Annotated in this window: 15 protein-coding genes and 3 pseudogenes; 13 read left to right on the forward strand and 5 right to left on the reverse strand. The window is 69.7% G+C overall.

The window, feature by feature from the left end; all coding sequences use genetic code 11:
• Positions 1–143 precede the first annotated feature (143 nt).
• The 4 genes from ACLLJJ_RS41440 to ACLLJJ_RS41455 are packed head-to-tail and all read right to left on the reverse strand — an operon-like array spanning position 144 to position 2,234.
• Entirely contained in the window at positions 144–761 is a 618-nt protein-coding gene (locus ACLLJJ_RS41440; protein WP_434599975.1) for a CBS domain-containing protein, read from the reverse strand.
• Positions 737–1,297, reverse strand: a complete 561-nt coding sequence (locus ACLLJJ_RS41445; protein WP_434599977.1) for a flavodoxin domain-containing protein — start codon at positions 1,295–1,297, stop codon at positions 737–739. Before ACLLJJ_RS41445 ends, ACLLJJ_RS41440 begins: the two co-directional genes overlap by 25 nt.
• On the reverse strand, positions 1,294–2,037 hold the full coding sequence (locus ACLLJJ_RS41450; RefSeq protein WP_434599979.1) for a CBS domain-containing protein: 744 nt from the start codon (positions 2,035–2,037) through the stop codon (positions 1,294–1,296). Before ACLLJJ_RS41450 ends, ACLLJJ_RS41445 begins: the two co-directional genes overlap by 4 nt.
• Before the next feature lie 29 nt (positions 2,038–2,066).
• Positions 2,067–2,234 carry a hypothetical protein gene (locus ACLLJJ_RS41455; RefSeq protein WP_434599981.1) on the reverse strand — a complete coding sequence of 56 codons (168 nt, stop codon included), beginning with the start codon at positions 2,232–2,234 and terminating at the stop codon, positions 2,067–2,069.
• Positions 2,235–2,424: 190 nt separating this feature from the next.
• Here ACLLJJ_RS41455 and ACLLJJ_RS41460 point away from each other — a divergent pair, with 190 nt between their 5' ends.
• The 11 genes and pseudogenes from ACLLJJ_RS41460 to ACLLJJ_RS41510 all read left to right on the forward strand — a co-directional run bounded on the left by ACLLJJ_RS41460 (position 2,425) and on the right by ACLLJJ_RS41510 (position 15,780).
• On the forward strand, positions 2,425–3,297 hold the full coding sequence (locus ACLLJJ_RS41460) for a universal stress protein (RefSeq protein WP_434600674.1): 873 nt from the start codon (positions 2,425–2,427) through the stop codon (positions 3,295–3,297).
• Between the two features lie 75 nt (positions 3,298–3,372).
• Positions 3,373–5,757 carry a phosphoketolase family protein gene (locus tag ACLLJJ_RS41465; RefSeq protein WP_434599983.1) on the forward strand — a complete coding sequence of 795 codons (2,385 nt, stop codon included), beginning with the start codon at positions 3,373–3,375 and terminating at the stop codon, positions 5,755–5,757.
• 149 nt (positions 5,758–5,906) lie between these two features.
• A complete protein-coding gene (locus ACLLJJ_RS41470; protein WP_434599984.1) occupies positions 5,907–6,515 on the forward strand; it encodes a hypothetical protein in 609 nt (202 codons plus the stop codon).
• A 70-nt stretch (positions 6,516–6,585) separates the two neighbouring features.
• Complete coding sequence (gene gap / locus ACLLJJ_RS41475) at positions 6,586–7,602, forward strand: type I glyceraldehyde-3-phosphate dehydrogenase (RefSeq protein ID WP_434599986.1); 1,017 nt, start codon at positions 6,586–6,588, stop codon at positions 7,600–7,602.
• A gap of 260 nt (positions 7,603–7,862) precedes the next feature.
• The gene (locus ACLLJJ_RS41480) at positions 7,863–8,105 is read left to right on the forward strand and encodes a universal stress protein (protein ID WP_434599988.1); all 243 of its coding nucleotides are present in this window, start codon (positions 7,863–7,865) and stop codon (positions 8,103–8,105) included.
• Entirely contained in the window at positions 8,002–8,757 is a 756-nt protein-coding gene (locus ACLLJJ_RS41485) for a universal stress protein (RefSeq protein ID WP_434600675.1), read from the forward strand. Before ACLLJJ_RS41480 ends, ACLLJJ_RS41485 begins: the two co-directional genes overlap by 104 nt.
• A gap of 270 nt (positions 8,758–9,027) precedes the next feature.
• A pseudogene (locus ACLLJJ_RS41490) lies at positions 9,028–9,441 on the forward strand (putative PEP-binding protein); the annotation flags it as partial.
• On the forward strand, positions 9,411–10,247 hold the full coding sequence (locus ACLLJJ_RS41495; protein WP_434599989.1) for a universal stress protein: 837 nt from the start codon (positions 9,411–9,413) through the stop codon (positions 10,245–10,247). The pseudogene ACLLJJ_RS41490 and the gene ACLLJJ_RS41495, both read left to right, overlap by 31 nt.
• Positions 10,248–10,867: 620 nt before the next feature.
• Positions 10,868–11,773, forward strand: a complete 906-nt coding sequence (locus tag ACLLJJ_RS41500; RefSeq protein ID WP_434599991.1) for a universal stress protein — start codon at positions 10,868–10,870, stop codon at positions 11,771–11,773.
• A gap of 31 nt (positions 11,774–11,804) precedes the next feature.
• Positions 11,805–11,987, forward strand: a pseudogene (locus ACLLJJ_RS41505) (flavodoxin domain-containing protein); the annotation flags it as partial.
• 1,201 nt (positions 11,988–13,188) lie between these two features.
• Positions 13,189–15,780, forward strand: coding sequence for a cation-translocating P-type ATPase (locus tag ACLLJJ_RS41510; protein WP_434599993.1), 2,592 nt, complete (start codon positions 13,189–13,191; stop codon positions 15,778–15,780).
• Positions 15,781–15,903: 123 nt separating this feature from the next.
• Here the strand turns inward: ACLLJJ_RS41510 and ACLLJJ_RS41515 are convergent.
• A pseudogene (locus ACLLJJ_RS41515) lies at positions 15,904–16,056 on the reverse strand (DUF4389 domain-containing protein); the annotation flags it as partial.
• A 339-nt stretch (positions 16,057–16,395) separates the two neighbouring features.
• Between ACLLJJ_RS41515 and ACLLJJ_RS41520 the strand changes: the two are divergent.
• Complete coding sequence (locus ACLLJJ_RS41520) at positions 16,396–17,466, forward strand: MFS transporter (RefSeq protein ID WP_434599995.1); 1,071 nt, start codon at positions 16,396–16,398, stop codon at positions 17,464–17,466.
• A 2-nt stretch (positions 17,467–17,468) separates the two neighbouring features.
• Complete coding sequence (locus ACLLJJ_RS41525) at positions 17,469–19,754, forward strand: molybdopterin oxidoreductase family protein (protein ID WP_434600676.1); 2,286 nt, start codon at positions 17,469–17,471, stop codon at positions 19,752–19,754.
• Position 19,755 lies beyond the last annotated feature (1 nt).

Raw genomic sequence — 19,755 nt, forward strand, 5'->3', positions numbered from 1 at the left:
AGCGGGGCCGGGCTGCGCGCCAGGCCCGAAAATCCCCCCGGCTGAGGCCGATGAGAGTCCCTGGCGGCCGGGAGCTGCACCCGTTGCAGCGGGGCGCGTTCACACCTGCCGGTGGGCGCCGCCGTGGAGCTCGCATTCGAAACTCACCACGCCGTCGACGGCCCGCACCAGGCGGCCCGCGACCGAGGTATCAGGGAGGTGTCGCCAATCGGTCCGGCGAGGGTGACGACGCCGCCGGTGACGGTCACAGCGACCGGCCCGGCCGGGGCGGCGAAGAGATGGGCGACGATGGTCCGCCGGACTTCCTCGGCGATGTCCTCGTCCGGCCGCAGGAAGACCTTGAGGAGGTCGCCGCGGCTGACGATGCCTTCGATCCGGCCCTCTGGGTCCACCACGGGCAGCCGTTTGACGTACTGGTGGGCCATCACCCGGCAGGCTTCGACGAGGGTCGCGCCGCCATGGATGGTGACCGCGGGGGCCGTCATCAGTTCCTCGGCGGTGACCGCGCCCGCCTTGGCGATGTCCGACGGCCGCCGCAGCTGGGTGCGGCAGTCCGGGTTGCTGTCGTGGAATTCTTCCTTGGGCAGCAGATCGGCATCCGAGACCACCCCGACGATCCGGCCTTCGGCCTCGGTGACGGGGATCGCGCTGACCCTCCAGTGCCCGAGCAGTTCAACGATGTCCTTGAACGCGGCCCGGCGGCCGACGGTGACGACGCTGTGAGTCATGATGTCACTCACGATGTGCGGGCTGATAGCCATGATGTCCTCTCCGCGGACGGCTGGATGGTCTCGGCACGATGAGCGGTGATCAGTTCCCCGGCGATGACGCGTGCCCAGGCCCGGATCTGCTGCTTGTCGCGGAAGTCCCCGCCCCGTCCGTGCCTCAGCAGCATCCGGGCGATCGGTCCCTCGGCGTCTGGTGCGAGCCGGCCGCCGAAGGTGGCGTGTCCGCGTGCGTGCAGGTGCGCGGACAGGCGGGCGACTGCGCGCACCGGCGGCAGGTCCCGGTCGGCAGCGGAGGTGTCCAACGGGCCGCTGCTGAACAGCCACAGCGGCTGAACGGCCAGCGCCCTGGCGTGGCGGTGCGCGAAGCGCCGGGCCTGGCGGTGCCAGCGTCCCGCATATAGTGCACTGCCCAGCACGACGGCGTCGTAGCGCTCGGGGGCGCCTTCCAGGGCGGCGGGCCTGGTGTGTGCGCACAGTCCGTTGGCCGTGAGGGTCTCGGCGATCCAATGGGCGATCTCCGCGGTGGAGCCGTTCTTGCCGGCATGAGTGACCAGCACATTCAGAGTCATGATCTGCTGTCCTTCCGGGTGGGCAGCCACTGGCTGCCGATGCCGTGCAAGGCCTGTTCGGCCGACTGCACATGAGAGTCGTCGATGCGATAGGTGAGCTGGTCGACCACGGCGACCACACCGTCGATACGGCGCGTCAGGTGCAGGGCGATCGGTTTCTCGCTGCGCCGCTCGACCTCTCCTTGCAGGGTGACCACCCCTTCGCTGACGCTGACGTCGATGCTCCGGGGGGCCAGGGACAAGGTGCCCACGAGGACGTCGTGGACGACCTCCCGGCGCAGGTCCTGGTCCGGGCGCAGGAAGACGCGCAGCACCTCGCGGCGGGTGACGATGCCGACCAGACGGTCTTCCTCGTCGACGACGGGGAGCCGTTCGATGTGCTGCTGGGTCATGGTGCGGGCGGCTTCGGCGAGGGTCTCCTCGGCGTGGACGGTGACGGCCGACGTTGACATCACTGCCTGCGCGGTCTCGGCGTGCTCCCGCAGTGCACCGGCCGGCGGCGCGGGGCGGGTGAACCGTGAGCGGCGCCGGGATGCGCGCGCATGGAGCGGCTCGGCGGCCTGGCGCCGTATCAGGTCGGTCTCGGAGATGACACCGATGACCTTGTCGTCGTCGTCGATGACCGGCAGGCCACTGATGCGGTTGTCACCGAGTAGACGGGCCACTTCCTTGAACCCGGTGTCCGCCCGCGCGGTGATCACATCGCTCACCACGACGGTGCCGATCTGGGTGCGCTTCATGGCAGTTCCTTCCTTCTGCGTGCACGACGTCAGCCCGGCGACCGGCAGGAGAGTTTCGGTGTGGCCGTGCCACCCAGGCGGTTGACCACCGGTGTCGGTGAGTGGGGGCAGGCCCGTCGCCCCGGGGGCGCCCGCAGCAGCCGCGCGGTGATGCCATCCAGGAGCAGCGCGGGCACCAGTCGCTTGCACGGGGACATCTGCGTTCCTTCCGCCGGGGCCTGCAGCAAGCCTCCGGCCGCCCGGCGGGACGTCCCAGGGGCTGCCCGGGGCACAGGAGGAGGGCCGAAGGTCCCGGGCAGGGGCCTGTCCGCCCCCTGCCCCACACCAGTGCACCGGTGCCACGGTGCAGGCAAGGAACTCAACAGCAGGTGAAAGGCGGTGGGGACAGTGCAGCTGCCTCTGGTCGTAGGTGTCGACGGATCCCAATCCAGCCTTCGGGCCACCGACTGGGCCGTGGACCAGGCCGCCCGGCACAACCTGGCGCTGCGCCTGGTGTACGCCTTCCGCTGGGAGAACTACGAGGGCAGCGCCCTCGCCGACAGTCTCGGCCGCCCCTCCGAGCAGGCCACGGCGCAGCGCATCGTGATTTCCGCCGCCGAGCGCGCACGGCACCGCAACCCCGAAGTCACCGTGTCGGCGAAAGCCGTGTCCGAGGACCCGGTGACCGCTCTGCTGCACGAGGCGGAAACCGCCTCTGCTCTGGTCACCGGCTCGCACGGACGCGGCGCCGTGGCCGGCCTGCTGCTGGGCTCGGTGAGCCTTGCGGTCGCCGCCCGCGCCCACTGCCCGGTGATCGTCGTCCGCGGCGGGGAGACCGCGGTTGCGGGCCGCCACGAGCGGATCTTGCTGGGGGTCGGCGATGACGCCGACGTCGAGGCAGTGCGTTTTGCCTTCCGCGAGGCCCAGGCCCGCCACTGCACGATCGATGCCGTCCGGGCCTGGCGCCGCCCGGCGTACGAAGGCGCCGATCACCCTCTGCTCGTCAGTGAGTCCGGGCACGCCCATGAGGCGCAGGCCTCAGATGTGCTGGACCAGGCACTGACCGGCCTCACCCGCGAGTACCCGCAGGTGCCCGTGCGGCGGGCCACGGTGGAAGGGCCGGCCCGCAACGTGCTGCTGCAGCGTGCGGCGGCAGCCGATCTGGTCATCGTCGGCGCCCGCCGCCACCCCGGCCATCTGGGGCTGCAACTGGGCCGGGTGGCCCACACCCTGCTGCACCGTGCGCCGTGCCCGGTCGCCATCGTTCCGCAACCGTCCTGACCCCAGCTGGGGTTGGGCCCCTGGACCTGCCCCCGGCTCCTGCGCACTTCTTCCCACCACATTACGGAGACAGCCATGGATACCCCGCAGCGCCCGGCCCCGCAGGCGCTCGAATCTGCTGAACTGCACGCCCTGGACGCCCACTGGCGTGCGGCGAACTACCTCACCGTCGGCCAGATCTACCTGAAGTCCAACGCACTGCTGGCGCAACCGTTGCAGCCGGAGCACATCAAGCCCCGGCTGCTGGGCCACTGGGGCACCTCTCCGGGGCTGAACCTGGTCCACACCCATCTCAACCGTGTGATCAAGATGCGCTCCCTGGACGCCCTGTGCATTTGGGGGCCCGGTCACGGCGGCCCGGCGGTGCTGGCCAACTCCTGGCTGGAGGGTTCGTACTCCGAGACCTACCCGGACGTGAGCCGGGACCGGGCAGGGATGGAGCGGCTGTTCGGGCAGTTCTCGTGGCCCGGCGGGGTGCCCAGCCATGTCGCGCCGGAGACGCCGGGGTCGATCCACGAGGGCGGTGAGCTCGGTTACTCGCTCTCGCACGCCTACGGCGCCGCCTTCGACAACCCGGATCTCCTGGTCGCGTGTGTGATCGGTGACGGAGAGGCCGAGACCGGCGCGCTCGCCGCGTCCTGGCACTCCAACAAATTCCTCGACCCGGTGCACGACGGGGCGGTCCTGCCGATTTTGCACCTCAACGGATACAAGATCGCCAACCCGACGGTCCTCGCCCGCCTCCCGGAGCCGGAGCTCGATGAACTGCTGCGGGGCTACGGCCACGAGCCCATCCACGTCAGCGGCCACGATCCCCTCGAAGTCCACCACGACATGGCCGCGGCACTCGATCACGCCCTGGACACCATCAGCCTGATGCAGCGCACCGCCCGCCAGGACGGCGTCACCGAACGCCCCCGCTGGCCCATGATCGTGCTGCGTACCCCCAAGGGCTGGACCGGACCCGCCGAAGTCGACGGCCTGCCCGTGGAGGGCACCTGGCGCGCGCACCAGGTGCCGCTGTCAGGGGTGCGGGAAAACCCGGAGCATCTGGCGCAGTTGGAGGCCTGGCTGCGCTCGTACCGCCCGGAGGAGCTTTTCGACGCCGACGGGCACCCCTCGGCCGATGTGCTGGCCTGCATCCCGTCGGGCACACACCGGCTGGGCGCCACCCCGCACGCCAACGGCGGGCTGCTGGTGCGGGATCTGCCGATGCCGGCCCTGGAGAAGTACGCCGTGCCCGTCGACAAGCCCGGCGCCAGCATGCACGAGCCGACCGGCGTGCTGGGCGACTTCCTTGAGGAGCTGATGGAGAACACCTCCAGCCGCCGCGACTTCCGTCTCGTCGGTCCCGACGAGACGGCCTCCAACCGGCTGCAGGCCGTCTTCGGCGCCACCGGCAAGGCATGGCAGGCGCGAGTCGAGCCCACCGACGAACACCTCAACCGGCACGGCCGGGTGATGGAGATCCTCTCCGAACACACCTGTCAGGGCTGGCTGGAGGGCTACAACCTCACCGGCAGGCACGGACTGTTCTCCTGCTACGAGGCCTTCGTCCACATCATCGACTCAATGGTCAGCCAGCACATCAAGTGGCTGAAGACGACCCGCGCGCTGCCCTGGCGCCGTCCCATCCCCTCGCTCAACTACCTGCTCACCAGCCATGTCTGGCGCCAGGACCACAATGGTTTCTCCCACCAGGACCCCGGTTTTGTCGACCACGTGCTCAACAAGAGCCCCGAGGTCGTGCGGGTGTATCTGCCGCCGGACGCCAACACGCTGCTGGCCGTCGCCGACCATGTCCTGCGCTCCCGCGACTATGTCAATGTGATCGTCGCGGGCAAGCAGCCCTGCTTCGACTGGCTCACCCTGGAGGAGGCCCGCGCCCACTGCGCACGGGGCGCCGGTATCTGGTCCTGGGCGGGCACCGAGAGCACCGAGCGCGAGCCGGACGTGGTGCTGGCCTGCGCGGGCGACGTACCCACCCAGGAGACCCTGGCCGCGGCGCAGCTGCTCCGCGAGCATCTGCCGGAGCTGAGTGTCCGGGTGGTCAATGTCGTCGACATGACCCGGCTGATGCCGAAGGAGGAGCACCCGCACGGCATGCCCGACACGGAGTACGACGCCCTGTTCACCGCGGACAGGCCGGTCGTCTTCGCGTACCACGGCTACCCCTGGCTGGTGCACCGCCTGGCCTACCGCCGCACCGGGCACGCCAACCTGCATGTGCGCGGCTACAAGGAGATGGGCTCCACGACCACACCCTTCGACATGGTCGTACGCAACGACCTCGACCGGTACCGGCTGGTCATGGACGTCATCGACCGCGTCCCGGGCCTCGCCGTGCGCGCCGCGCCGGTACGTCAGGCGATGGCCGATGTGCGCACCCGGCATCAGGCCTGGATCCGCGAGCACGGCACGGACCTGCCCGAGGTTGTCGACTGGACCTGGACCGGCTGAGCGCAAAAGCCCAACAGGCCGCTCAGAAAGGGCCGTTCGGCCCGCCGGTGGGGACTGGATGCCACCTGCGGGGCCGGCTGCGGTGGCGAGAGAGTGAACCGACCACCGCAGCCCCTGCCTCACGATCATCCGTTGAAGGGATGAGCACCATGGCCGTTCACCCGCACCCGCCGCTGCAGAACTCCCGCCCGCACAGCAAGCAGCAAGCCACACCCACCTACGCTCCGCAGGCGGGGGCGACCACCGGCGCGGCGAAGACCTTCGCGGCCCTGCGCCTGATCGTCGGGGGCGTCTTTCTGTGGGCGTTTTTCGACAAAGCCTTCGGCTGGGGCTACGCGACCCCCGCCGCGAAGGGTTGGATCGACGGCGGTTCGCCGACCAAGGGCTTCTTGAGCGGCGTCGCCGCCGGGCCGATGGAGTCGACCTTCCACGCCTGGGCCGGCGCCCCCTGGGCCAACTGGCTGTTCATGCTCGGGCTCCTGGCCATCGGCGCGACCCTCACCGCAGGTATCGCCCTGCGCTTCGCCGCCGCGGCGGGCACCGTGATGATGGCGCTGATGTGGGTGGCCGAATGGCCGCCGGCCAGGCACCTGTCCGACGGCGCCCCCAGCATGTCGTCCAACCCCCTGCTCGACTACCACCTGGTGTACGCCGCGGTACTGATCGCTCTCGCCGTCGTCTGCGCCGGCCGCACCTGGGGCCTCGGCAAGGTGTGGGAGCGCCTGCCGTTCGTCCGCCGCAACCGCTGGCTCCTGTGACCCAATCCCCGCCGGCCGGGACGCGAACCCCGCGCCCCGGCCTCAACTCGCCTGCCAGGAAGGGACCGTCATGAGCGTCCGTGTCGGCATCAACGGATTCGGCCGCATCGGCCGCAATTACCTGCGCGGCGCCCTCGAGCGCGCCGAGACCACGGCGTCGGCTCTGGAAGTCGTCGCCGTCAACGACATCGCACCGCCCGCCACCCTGGCGCACCTGCTCGAGTACGACTCCACCTACGGCCGACTGCGCCGCTCCGTCTCCCACGACGATGCCTCGATCACCGTCGACGGGCACCGCATCGCCGTCAGCGCCGAACGCGACCCGGCAGCCCTGGACTGGAGCCGCTCGCGAACCGACGTCGTCATCGAAGCCACCGGCCGCTTCCGCGACCGCGACACCGCCGCCCTGCACCTCAAGAGCGGCGCACGCAAAGTACTCCTGTCCGCACCCGGCAAGAACGCGGACGCCACGATCGTCATCGGCGTCAACGACGCCACCTACGACCCGGAGCATCACCACGTCGTCTCCGCCGCGTCGTGCACCACCAACTGCGTGGTGCCGATGGTCAAGGTCGTACACGAAGCCTTCGGCATCACCAAAGGCATGATGACGACCATCCACGGCTACACCAACGACCAGGCGCTGCTCGACGGCCCGCACAAGGACTTGCGCCGCGGCCGCTCGGCCGCACTGAGCATCATCCCCACCAGCACGGGCGCCGCCCGCGCGGTCGGCCTGGTCCTGCCCGAACTCGACGGGGTGCTGGACGGCATCGCGGTCCGCGTCCCTGTCGAGGACGGCTCGCTCACCGACCTGGCCCTGGTCCTGGCCCGCCCGGCAACGGCCCATGAGGTCAACCAGGCGTTCACCGAGGCGGCCGAGGGCCCCCTGCGCGGTGTGCTGCGCATATCCACCGCCCCCATCGTCTCCCGCGACGTGATCGGCGACCCCGCCTCCTGCGTCTTCGACCCCGCCCTCACCCAGGCACACGGCGACCTGATCAAGGTGTTCGGCTGGTACGACAACGAATGGGGCTACACCAACCGACTGCTCGACCTCACCGCCCTGGTGGCCGAGAGCCTGTAGCCCCGGACCCGGTGCCATCCCGGCACTGCTCTCGCCCACTGGCCGCTATCGCTGTGCCTGACAGCACATCCGCTACGTGCCAACGCCCCCGCCCCCGCACTCACGGCGCCCGGTCTCGGGCGCCGTGCACAGGGGCCGTTCGGGCCCGGGTCCCAGGGCCGCCAGGCCCTGGGACCCGGGCGCTGGAGGCGAGACGATGCCTTTACCGAACGAGCCTGTACGAGGCCGCATTTCGGCCCGACACAAAGGAGGTGCGCATCATGCTCCGACCGGTCACCGCAGGAATCGACGGATCCCCCCAGAGTCTCGCCGCGGCATGCTGGGCGGCCCACGAGGCCCAGCTGCGCAACGCCCCGCTGCGGATCCTCCACGCCTGGAAGTGGTCCCCGCACCCCCCCCATTGCCGTACCTGCCGACACGGGCCAGCGCCAGTGGGCCGAGCGCCTCCTGCGAGAGGCCGCGGCCCATATCCACGCGCTGTATCCCGACCTGAGTATCGATGAGCAGCAGGCTGCCGACTATCCGGCGCCCGCACTGCACGCCGCCTCGAAAACCTCTCAGCTGCTGGTGCTTGGATCGCGCGGCGTCAGCGGCTTCACCGGTTTCCTGGTGGGCTCCGTGGCACTTCACGTGGTCGCCCAAGCCGAGTGCCCCGTCGTCCTGGTACGCGTCAGGACCGAAGGCCAGGAAGAACACAGCACGGACGCCGCGAACCACGGTGCGGGCACAACCCCGTACGGGGACGTGGTCATCGGAATCGATCTCGACCACCCGAGCGACGAGACCATCGCGTTCGCCTACGAAGCCGCCCGCCTGCGGGGTACCGGGATCCAGTTCGTCCACGCCTACACCCCGCCGCCCATCCATGCCGTGGGCGTCGGTGCGGCCAGCGGGCCCGAAGTGGCCGCAGCGCGCAAGCAGGTGCTGGCAGCAGTCGCACGGCAGTGGCAGGACAAGTTCCCCGACGTCACCACCACACGGTCTTTCACCGAGGGCCGGGCCGCACCGCAGCTGCTGCAGGCGGCCACCGGGGCCAGCTTGCTGGTTCTCGGCCGGCGCCGCAGGCACAGCCCCACCGGCCTGCACAACGGGCCGATCGCGCACGCGATCATGCACCACGCGCCCTGCCCGGTCGCTGTTGTCCCGCACGACTGACCCCCTGGCCGGGGGTCAAACATCCTCGGCCAGGGGCCCGGTGGGGCCTTCCGGCTTTCCGCAGCCCGGCCTGACGCCGGGAGAAGCGAAGAAACCCAGCACGATCAGCAGACAACGGCAGACCGGGTATCCGCCGGCCGCTGGTGATCGACAGTCGCCCCGGCCCGCAGCCGGGATCCGACCAGGTCCTCACACGCAGAAACCCCTGGCCGGTCTCAGCGTCCGCCACACTCCCCGTGCCCCGCCACACTCCCCGTGCCCCGCCACACTCCCCGTGCCCCGCCACACTCCCCGCTGGTCGACGCCGTGGAGGAACTGCGCCTGGTGCACCGGGAGGTGGACCGTGTCCTGGCCGAGGTGAGCGAGGGAAGCGGTATCCGCGTCGCATGCCCCGTCGGCACGATGATCGAACTGCCCCGGGCCGCCCACCCGGGCCTGAAGATCGGCGTCTGCGGAGAGCAGGGCGGCGACCCCGCCTCGGTGCACTTCTTCCACCAAGCCGCACTGGACTACGTGTCCTGCTCGCCCTTCCGTATTCCCGTCGCCCGACTGGAAGCAGGACGCGCCGCACTGGGGGAGTGCGCCCCGAACCCGACCACACCTGACACCGGCCCGCGCACGGGAGGCACACCATGCATGATCACACCATTACCATGGGGATCGACGGATCCGCCGAGAGCCTGAACGCCGCCAACTGGGCGGCCCGCGAGGCCAGGCGCCGCAAGCTGACACTCCGCCTTGTCCACGTCGACGACGCCCCCGCCCAGCCCACCGGCCTGTCGGGCCCCGACGCCCCCGCCCGGGGGGACCGCGGCGGACTCGATCGCGCCGTGCGGTCCCTCAGCCACCGCAACCCGGGGCTGGACATCATCTCCGGCACGCTGACCGGGCCGCCCGCACCGGCCCTGGTGAACGCCGCCCAGGGCTCGTCCGCCCTGGTGGTCGGATCTCAGGGACACAGCGCTCTCGCCGGTTTTCTCGTCGGCTCCGTGGCGCTGGCCGTAACCGCCCAGGCCCTGTGCCCGGTCGCCCTCATTCGGGCCCCACGGCCGCAGCGACCTGTGTCCCGCCGCACCCGTCCTGCCGCGATCGCGCCCGTTGTCGCCGGCGTGGACCTGGACCATGACTGTGACGCCGTCCTTGCCCAGGCGTTTGCGGCGGCAGCTCAGCGAGAGGCCCCACTGATCGTCGTCAGCGCCTGGAGCCTGCCCCTGCTGCCCGACACGTCCAGCGGGATACCCGAGCCGGAAACCACCCGGCAGCGCCAACTGACGGCCCTCGTCGGCCCGTGGCGGAGCAAGTACCCGCACACGCCAGTCACCGAACGGCTCGCCCACGGCAGGGCCGGACACATTCTGCACCAGGCCAGTACCGGCGCGAGCCTGCTCGTGGTCGGCCGCCGTACCCACCCCGCTGAGTCTCTCGGCCGTACTTTGCACGCCGTCATCCACCACGTCGCCTGCCCGGTCGTCGTCATCCCACACGACTGAGAGCCACCGGCGCTCCGCCCTCAGGCCGATGACTGCAGAACGATGACGCTGCCCGGCCGACGCGCAGCGGGGCGCGGATCGAGCCACTGCTGGCCGCTGCGTTGACGTCCCCGCCGTGCCGCTGCCCACACCGTCGATGACGACTGCATGGCTCCCTACCGGGTCACGGCCCGATGGGGAGGCCCCCGGAGCGGACCACCCGGAACGCGGGGCTGGGCGTGCCTCATCCGAGAGACGCCGTCAGGTTCTTGCCCCGGTCCACCCACGTTCGTCGCAGTGCCGCCGTGTCGGTCACAGCGGTGAGGGGCCGCAGCCCCGCCCCTGCGCCTTTCGCGCGGCGCGGGAGTGGGGCTGCTCACTTATTGGGGCGCTGCGGTCCCGGATGAAGACACACCCCCGTTCGGGCCGCGTGCCGGACGATGCGTTCCCGCGCAACCCGCACTTCCCGAATATCGGGAAGCCACGTTGAGGGCGCGGCACACCTGTTCCACCGGCAGAGCCGTCGGCACACCCGTCGGCAGGGCCGATCGGCCCTGCCGACGGGCCTTGCGGCCTCTGCGCCGGGGCCCCGGCGCGTATGACGCTGGAACCAGACGCCCGCGATTGAGGAAGTAGAGATCATGTCTCCTGCCATCACTGTCGGTCTCGACGGCTCACCCGAAAGTCTGGCCGCTGCCGAATGGGCAGCCCGTGAGGCGGCGCTGCGCGCGCTGCCGCTGCAACTCATCCACGTCGGGGAGCCCACTGCGGCCCCGAACGCGCAAGCTCCGTCCCTCGACGCTGCGACGCTGAAGCACTGGAGCGAGCGGATACCCCGCGAAGCCGCCCAGGGGCTTTCGCTGCGCCACCCCGGCATCGAGGTGAGTACCCGTCACCTCGCCGGACAGTCCAGCGAAGTGCTGCTGGACGTGGCGAGCGACGCTGCCATGCTCGTCTTGGGCTCTCGCGGCCTGAGCGGCATCAGGGGGTTCATGACGGGATCGGTGGGCCTGGCGGTCGTCGCACAGGCCAAGCAGCCCGTGACCCTGGTCCGCGCCGATGGGCAGGCCGCCAACGCACACACCCAGGATCCGGCAGGCATACCGTCTGCAGCGACGCCCTTTCGCCCCGTCGTCCTCGGCCTGGACACCGCCAACCCGGACGACTCGGTGATCGAGTTCGCGTTCGACGCCGCTGCCCGTCGCGACACGACCCTGCGGGCCGTGCACAGCTGGGCCCTGCCGCCCTCCTACGTCTACAGCCTCGGCATCGACTTCGCGCTGCACGACGAGCTCACCCGGCAACAGGCCACCGCCCTGACCGATCTTCTGAGCCCATGGCAGCGAAAGTTCCCCACCGTCGAGGTCGTGACGGACTGCCGCACCGGCAACGCCTCCGCCCACCTGATCGACGCCTCCCGCGATGCCTGCCTCGTCGTCGTGGGCCGACGGGTCCGCCGCAGTGCGGTCGGCGCGCACATCGGCCCCGTCACCCACGCCGTACTCCACCACGCCACCGCCCCCGTCACGGTCGTCGCGCACAACTGACCCACACCCAGGGCAAACAGACCGGCCCGCAGCCCGCCCGGCGTCGTACGACGCCGTCGTCCTCGGGGGCAGCCTGTATACCGGACGCTGGCACAAGGACACCCGCCGCTTCGCCCGCTGCCGCCAACGTGAACTGGCCGAGCGCCCGTTGTGGCTGTTCAGCAGCGGCCCGCTCGACCGCTCCGCCGCGGAGCGCGACATCGCGCCCGTACCGTGGGCCGACTGAGCGACCTGGCAGGCGCCGTCACCGCGGTTCAGGTTCTGCTCGGCGGTTCACCACAGCTCCGCCGCTCGCCCCGCCCGCGACGGCGCGCTCCCTTGCGATCTGCCCCGGGTCGACGGGCATGTCCGGTGTTCGCGCCACGGCCGTTGCCAAAAGACCAGTCCACGTCCGCCACGGCAGTGCCGAAGACCGCGGAAGTGAATCCGCCCGGGAGGGGAGACAAGAGGACGCCTCTCCCCGTGGGATTCGCAGCTGCAGGTCACCGCTCGGCAGAACACGTTGCGGTGGGACCGGCAGGAGCTGGCTTCCCCCGGATGCTGCCGAGAAGGACGCGCCCGTGAGTGATCAATTCTTCCTGCCTGGCCTTCAGCAGTACGGACAAGGCCGCCGGAACCCGCAGCACACTCAGCAGATCACCGCGGTCGACCAGCAAGACCGGTGTCTGCCGCTCCCGGCCCACCTCGTCGATGACGGTGCGGCCGTAGCGAGGGACCTTTGGCCCCATGGCATGGACCCGTTAGCCCTCGGCTTGGAAGTGCGGTGCCGGGACGCTGGGTGAGCCCGTATGCAGCGCTGCCCACGGAAGGCGAGTCCCACGATGACGACCGTTCCCGCAACCGGTACCCATCCCCATGTCCTCAAGCCTGTCGTCGTTGGCGTGAGCCGATCCGAGGCCGGCAGAATCGGTGTTGCCTGAGCCGCGGAGGAAGCAGTGCTGCGCAATGTGCCATTGCGCCTGGCGCATGCCCCTGAGCGGCCCCCGGAGCGGAACCTCATCCTCATGTGGCACATCCCCAGCACACCTGGAGCGCCCACTTGCCCGGCGGCTTTCAAGGCGTGCTGGTCGGCTCAGTGAGCCGGGTTCTCCTGCGTCAGGCCATCTGCCCCTGAGAGCGGTTCCCCTGGCGGGCGGGCCGACCGCGTACTGATCCGCCGCACGCGGCGTGCGTCCCCTGCCGCAGGGAGACGCCCGGGATCCTCGCCTGCCGAGGACCGGCGTGACGACGGCCGCACCGCACAGACGGCGTTCCCCGGAGATTCCACGACGGCCAGTTAGCCCCGGCGGCACGGACCGTCGCCCATCCCAACGCTGCTCCTGGGGGAGCGCGGGCTTCGGCACCGCCGTAATTGATCACTTGAGGAGTTTGCAGTGAATCCGCCGCAACCGTTTGCCGCCCCGGCCCCAGAACATGTGCAACACGCCGGCCTGACTCAGCAGGAGGCCGAGCGTCTTCTGGAACGTCACGGACCCAACGAGCTGGAGGAGCAGCACAAGACGGCACTCCGATCCCGGATCTTCGCCCAGCTGCGGGACCCTTTGATCCTTGTCCTGCTGGTCGCCGTGACCCTGACCATAGCCACCGGGGACTACGCCGATGCCGTGGTCATCTGCGTGGTCATCCTCTTCAACACTACGGTCGGTGTGGCACAAGAAGTGAGGGCGGACAACGCGGTCGCCGCGCTCTCCGCCATGACCGCCCCCACCACACGTGTGACACGTGACGGCACGGAGCAGCAGATCCCGTCGTCCACCGTGGTCCCGGGCGACGTGCTCCTCCTCGGCGAAGGAGACATCATCCCCGCCGACGCCACCCTCACCTACTCCGCCGCCCTGCTGGTGGACGAGTCCGCACTCACCGGAGAATCGGTGCCCGTGGACAAGGACACCCACACCACCGACCCGCAGGCCGGCCAGTTGCAGGCCGGCACGGTCGTGCTGCGAGGCAGGGCGGTCGCCACCGTCACCGCCACCGGGGCACTCAGCGCGCTGGGACGGATCGCCGCCTCGCTGCACCCCCGACAGCACCTCACCCCGCTGCAAAAGCGACTGGCCGGACTCGGACGCGTCCTGGCCCTGGTCACGGTAGGACTGTGCCTGCTCGTCCTGGTCCTTGGGCTGCTACGCGGTCAGTCACTGGAAACCATGGCGGTCACCGCCATCAGTCTCGTCGTCGCCGCAGTGCCCGAATCGCTGCCGGCCGTCGTCACCCTCGGGCTGGCACTCGGCGCCCGGCGCATGGCCGCGCGCAACGCCGTGGTGCGCCGCCTGTCCGCCGTGGAGACACTCGGATCGGTGACCGTCCTGGCCACCGACAAGACCGGCACCCTCACCGAGGGGCGCATGGTCCTGGAGCGCGTATGGACCCCGCAAGGCACCGTCACCGTCGGGGGCAGCGGATACGAACCGGTCGGCACCTTCCAGGCCCTGGACCAAAAGGACGCCGGTGCCTGTGAGAGCGTCGCGGCCGCGCGGGAGCTGCTCGTCGCGGCGACGCTGTGCAACGACGCCTCCCTGATCGCGCCGACGGCGGACAACGCGCAGTGGTCCGCGCTCGGCGACCCCACCGAAGCCGCCCTCCTGGCGGCCGCCGCGAAATCCGGCTGTGCCCACGATGATCTCGCCCGCACGCTCCCACGTGTCGGCGAAGTCCCCTTCGACAGCCTTCGCAAGCGCATGCTGACCGTGCACAGCACCCCGTCAGGGGCCGTCAGGGCCTTCCTGAAGGGAGCACCGGAAACGGTGCTCGACAGCACCCTGCTCGTCGACAGCCCGGCGCTGCTGGAGCGGGCGCGCCAGGAAGCCGCTGAGCTGTCCGCGCAGGGGTATCGGGTGCTGGCCGTGGCCTCCGGCGCTTTCGATACGGCTCCCGAGCCCCTTGAGAACGCGGAGGCAGGACTGCGGCTTCTGGGACTGGCCGCCATCAGCGACCCGCCCAAACCGGCCGCCGTCACCACCGTGGAAGCCTGCCGCCGTGCGGGCATCACCCCCGTGCTCATCACGGGGGACCACCCGGCCACCGCCCGTGCGATCGCAATTCAGGTCGGCATCCTCACCAAAGAAGAAACCGACGAGCCCCGCCGCGTCGCCACCGGAGCCGAACTGGTCGCCGGAACAGTCGCCGACCTCACTGAGGTCAAGGTGTTCGCCCGCACGACCCCGCAGCAGAAACTGGAGATCATCCAGGCGTGGCAGGACCGGGGTGAAGTCACCGCGATGACCGGCGACGGCGTCAACGACGGGCCGGCCCTGCGGCAGTCGGACATCGGAGTGGCGATGGGCCAACGCGGGACAGAGGTGGCCCGCCAGGCCGCCGATCTCGTCCTGACCGACGACGAACTGCCCTCCGTGATCTCAGCGGTGGAAGAAGGACGCCGTGTCTATGCCAACATCCGGCGCTTTCTGCTCTACGCCCTGGCCGGCGGGGCAGCGGAAATCCTGGTCATGCTCGCCGGACCGCTGTTCGGCCTGGCGCTCCCGCTGCGCGCGGGGCAGATCCTGTGGATCAACCTGCTCACGCATGGTCTGACCGGAGTTGCCATGGGCGCCGAACCTGTCTCACCGGGTGCCATGCGGCAGCCGCCGAGGCCACCTCAGCAGCACATACTCGGCGACGGGCTCTGGCAGCGAGTGCTGCGCCTGGCGCTGCTGGTGACCGCGGCCAGCCTTGCCGCGAGCCTGTGGGTGCGGCACACCGGCGGTCCCTGGCAGACCGTTCTCTTCCTTGCTCTGCTGGCCGCTCAGCTCGGCGTTTCCCTCGGTCTCAGGGAGCGGCTGTTCACCCGTCGCAACCTGTACCTGCCGGGAGCGGTCGCAATAGCGGCGGGGCTGGGTGCGGCAGCGCTCTACGTGCCGTTCCTGGCCAACCTCCTGGAGACCTCACGGCCCGCCGGGGCCCATCTGGCGCTGGCGGCAGCCGCCGGCCTCGTCGGGTTCGCAGCCGCGCGAGCCGAGGCCCTGTGGGGGCGCAGCCGCAGCAAGGGCCGTCGCGCGTCTGTGCGGTGATGCCGACGACGTCAGGGCTACGGATCGCCGGTTGCTGCGGCCGGGTTCGCGACCGCCCAACCGGAAGGGCGGATACGTATCAGTCAACAGTCCTGCGTACGCGATGACGCGTACGACCCAGCGGTTGAGGCCGATGGCCAGGTCGAACAGGGCTGTGGGACCGCGGCCGGTGAACAGCAGAGCGATCCCCGCGAAGAGGACCAGGAGCTGGATGAACCTGATCGATTTCCATAGCTGCGGATGCTGTGCGACACCCGGGAGAACGCTGAGGATCAGAGGAAGGGCGAGGAGCCACCCTCCACCCGAACTCCGTCACGGGAGAGCCGCTCCGGTCGTGTCGGTATGGTCACGGGCCATGTCGGGCCCAACATGCAGCTTCGTTCACCCGACGGGGGCGGTGAGTGGGACTGTCCGCCGGATGCCGTTCGGAGCGTGACACCGGCGGCGAGCAATCGGCTGGGCACCGTGGCGATGTGGATGATCTCCGGCGGAGTTACTCATCGAGCGCTCCACGATGCACTGATCGGCCTCAAGGGCAAGGGCCAGTGGGTAACGGCTTGAAGGGCATGAGGTCCTGATCATTCGTTCGAATCACGGACCGTATGGCCACGTGCGATGTCGGGCGCGAGACCTAGTGTTTCCTGTGTGAATCGAAGCCCGTCAAGTCCGGTGACCAAGCGCGCCTCCCTCGTGGCGGTTGGCGTCTCGCTCGCCCTTTGCGCCGCCATCTACGCAGGCAGCCGGGGCCTGGCCACCTTCGACTCGGCGCTGATCCCGTACACCGTCGCGACAATCTTTCTCGCCTTCGGAGTGACGTATCGCTACGTCGTCTGGATCTCCGCCCCCGCCTCCCGACGGCTGTTCAAGCGCGGCTGGGGCAGCTTCTTCTCCGTTGCGAACTTCCGCAAGGCGCCCACCGCCCTGCCGAGGATGATCCTGACCTACCTGGGCATGCAGAAGTTTCTGGGCGCCCGCTCGCACGCCCGCTGGGCCGCTCACCAACTGATGTTCTGGGGCTGCCTGCTGGCCGTCGCAATCACCTTCCCGCTCGTCTGGGGCTGGTTCACCTTCACTTCCTCCACCGGCGCCGGCCCCGGTTACGAGATGCGCGTCTTCGGCTTGAAAGTGCTGGGCTACGACTCGTCATCGATCATCGGCTGGCTGATGTTCCACGGCCTGGACATCGCCGCCGTCCTCGTCATTCCCGGCGCCGGCTACTTCCTGTGGCGGCGGATGCGGGACCGCCGGGCGATGACCGGACAGCGTTTCGCCTACGACTTCGTGCCGCTGATCTCCCTGCTCGTCATCGCGGTCACCGGACTGCTGCTGACGTTCTCCAGCATCATGCTGCACGGCGGCGGCTACGAATTCCTGGCCCTGCTCCACATGGTGTCGGTGGTCTTCACCCTCATCTACATCCCGTTCGGGAAGTTCTTCCACATCGTGCAGCGCCCGGCCGCGGTCGGTATGCAGCTGTTCAAGTACACCGCCAGGAAGGACGAGGAGATCCTCGTCTGCCGGCGCTGCGAGGAACCGATCGACACCACCCCATTCGTGGAGAACCTCCGCGGCACCATGCGGGACCTACGGCTCGACTTCGACGAATGGGCCGAATACTGCCCACGCTGTAAACGGGTGCTGCGCGGTGGCGCCTATCTCGACCATGTGAAGCGGGGCTTCAAGTGAGCATTCCGATCGATCCGTCCATCGCCCCGCCCGGTACCCGAAACTTCCGGGACGCCGGCGGCATCCCCGCCGACCGGTGGGCGGCGGACCAGAACGGCGAGACGCTCATCCCCACGCACTGCTGCTTCTGCGGGGTGCAGTGCGGCATGTACCTGCGGCGGGACAAGGGCGGCAAAGTCTTCGGCGTCGAGCCGCGCAATCACGACATCAACCGCATGCGTCTGTGCCCCAAGGGCCTCAATGCCTACCAACAGATCAACCACCCGGACCGGCTCACCGCGCCGCTCATGCGGCGCAGTCGCGACGAGGAATTCCAGGAGGTGAGCTGGGACGAGGCGCTGGACTTCACCGTCGACGAGATCCGCCGCATCCAGCAGGCGTCCGGACGGGACGCCTTCGGGGTCCTCGGTGGGGCCAGCCTCTTCACCGAGAAGGCCTACCTGGTGGGCAAGTTCGCCCGGGTCGCGGTCAAGACCAAGCACCTGGACTACAACGGCCGGTTGTGCATGGTGAGCGCGGCAGGCGCGAACAAACTGGCCTTCAATATCGACCGGGCCGGCAACCCCTTCGCCGACATCCTGCTCAGCGACTGTCTGTTGATCGCCGGGTCGAACGTGGGAGAGTGTTTCCCCGTCCTGACCCAGTACCTCTGGGGGGCCAGGGACCGGGGGGCGAGCCTCATCGTCATTGATCCGCGGGAAACGCCGGTCGCCCGCACCGCCGACATCCATGTCGCGCTGAAGCCCGGCACGGACTCCGCCTTTTTCAACGCGGTTCTGCACGTTGTCGTACGGGACGGCCTCGCCGATGAGTCCTTCCTGGCCGCGAACACCACCGGCTGGGACGAGGTGAAGGAGACCGTGGCGGCGTATCCGCCGGAGCGGGCCGCCGAGATCTGCGGTATCCCCGCTGCCCAGGTCGAGCAGGTGGCGCAGGTCTTCGCCCGGGCCAAGAACGCCATGGCCTGGCACGCCCGGGGTATCGAACACCACACCCAGGGTGTCGAGAACTGTCTGTCCGTCATCAACCTGTGCACCGCGACGGGCAACATCGGCCGGCCCGGCGCCGGTTACGGGACCCTCACCGGGCAGGGCAACGGACAGGGCGGCCGCGAACACGGCCAGAAGTCCGACATGCTGCCCGGCGGACGGTCCATATCCAACCCCGACCACCGCCGGGAGGTCGCCGCGATCTGGGGTATCGAGGAGTCGGAACTGCCCGGGGCCGGCACCTCGATGATGGAAATGGTCTGGCAGATGCAGCGCGGCGAGATCCGCGGCCTGATCGGCATCTGCAACAACCCCTTGGTGTCCCTGCCGAACCTGCACACCGTCCAATCCGGTTACAACGCGCTGGAGTTCCACGCCCAGTTCGACTTCTTCCTCTCCGAGACCGCGAACAACGCGCACGTGGTCTTCCCCATCACCACCTGGGCCGAGGACGAAGGGGTGATGGCCAATGCCGAGGCCAGGGTCGTCAAGCACAACAAGGCGCAGGAGCCGCCGGACGGCGTACGCACCGACACCTGGGTGATGTGCGAACTGGCCCGCCGACTCGGCGAAGGGGACAAGTTCAACTTCCCCGGGTCCCGCGAGGTCTTCGAAGAACTGCGGGTAGCCTCGGCCGGCACAGTGATCGACTACTACGGCATCACGTACGAACGGCTGGAGGAGACCGGCGGGATCTCCTGGCCCTGCCCGACCACCGACCACCCCGGTACGCCACGGATCTTGGAGGGCGGCCGGTCGTACCACCCGGACGGGAAGATCCACCTCCAAGTCGTCGAGTGGCGTCCGCCGGCCGATCCGTACGACGACGAATTCCCCATGTCACTCACCACCGGCCGTACGGTGGCGCACTTCCTGTCCGGCAACCAGACCCGGCGGCTCGGCGGGCTGGTTGAACAGACACCGCGGCCCTGGGTGGAGATCCACCCCAGCCACGGCTACCGCAACGGAGATCCGGTGCGGGTGGTCACCCGTCGTGGGGAGGCGGTGCTGCCCGCACTGGTCACCGAGATCATCCGGCCGGACACGGTTTTCGTCCCGTACCACTGGCCCTACCCGGTGGCGGCGAACGCACTGACCAACGACGCGCTCGACCCCCGCTCGAAGATCCCCGAGTACAAGGTCTGCGCCTGCCGTATCGAGCGGGCGGCGGCGATCGACGAGGTGCCCGCGCCACCGATGCCACCCGGCCGTCAGGCATACGCCGACGCCCAGGTTTCCCTGGCCGACCCCCTGCCGCCGACCGCCCCACAGGGTCGCGGAACTTCGGAGAGGAGCTGAT

Origin of the sequence: Streptomyces sp. A5-4, assembly GCF_051131715.1 — a bacterium.
Classification (GTDB): Bacteria; Actinomycetota; Actinomycetes; order Streptomycetales; family Streptomycetaceae; genus Streptomyces.

Bases quoted from the DNA above. Each gene is read 5' to 3' on its own strand.
- ACLLJJ_RS41445 (WP_434599977.1), bottom strand. From the start codon at position 1,297: ATGACTCTGAATGTGCTGGTCACTCATGCCGGCAAGAACGGCTCCACC.
- ACLLJJ_RS41495 (WP_434599989.1), top strand. From the start codon at position 9,411: ATGGGGATCGACGGATCCGCCGAGAGCCTGAACGCCGCCAACTGGGCG.
- ACLLJJ_RS41450 (WP_434599979.1), bottom strand. From the start codon at position 2,037: ATGAAGCGCACCCAGATCGGCACCGTCGTGGTGAGCGATGTGATCACC.
- ACLLJJ_RS41465 (WP_434599983.1), top strand. From the start codon at position 3,373: ATGGATACCCCGCAGCGCCCGGCCCCGCAGGCGCTCGAATCTGCTGAA.
- ACLLJJ_RS41455 (WP_434599981.1), bottom strand. From the start codon at position 2,234: ATGTCCCCGTGCAAGCGACTGGTGCCCGCGCTGCTCCTGGATGGCATC.
- ACLLJJ_RS41520 (WP_434599995.1), top strand. From the start codon at position 16,396: ATGTCGGGCGCGAGACCTAGTGTTTCCTGTGTGAATCGAAGCCCGTCA.
- gap (WP_434599986.1), top strand. From the start codon at position 6,586: ATGAGCGTCCGTGTCGGCATCAACGGATTCGGCCGCATCGGCCGCAAT.
- ACLLJJ_RS41440 (WP_434599975.1), bottom strand. From the start codon at position 761: ATGGCTATCAGCCCGCACATCGTGAGTGACATCATGACTCACAGCGTC.
- ACLLJJ_RS41470 (WP_434599984.1), top strand. From the start codon at position 5,907: ATGGCCGTTCACCCGCACCCGCCGCTGCAGAACTCCCGCCCGCACAGC.
- ACLLJJ_RS41480 (WP_434599988.1), top strand. From the start codon at position 7,863: ATGCTCCGACCGGTCACCGCAGGAATCGACGGATCCCCCCAGAGTCTC.
- ACLLJJ_RS41500 (WP_434599991.1), top strand. From the start codon at position 10,868: ATGTCTCCTGCCATCACTGTCGGTCTCGACGGCTCACCCGAAAGTCTG.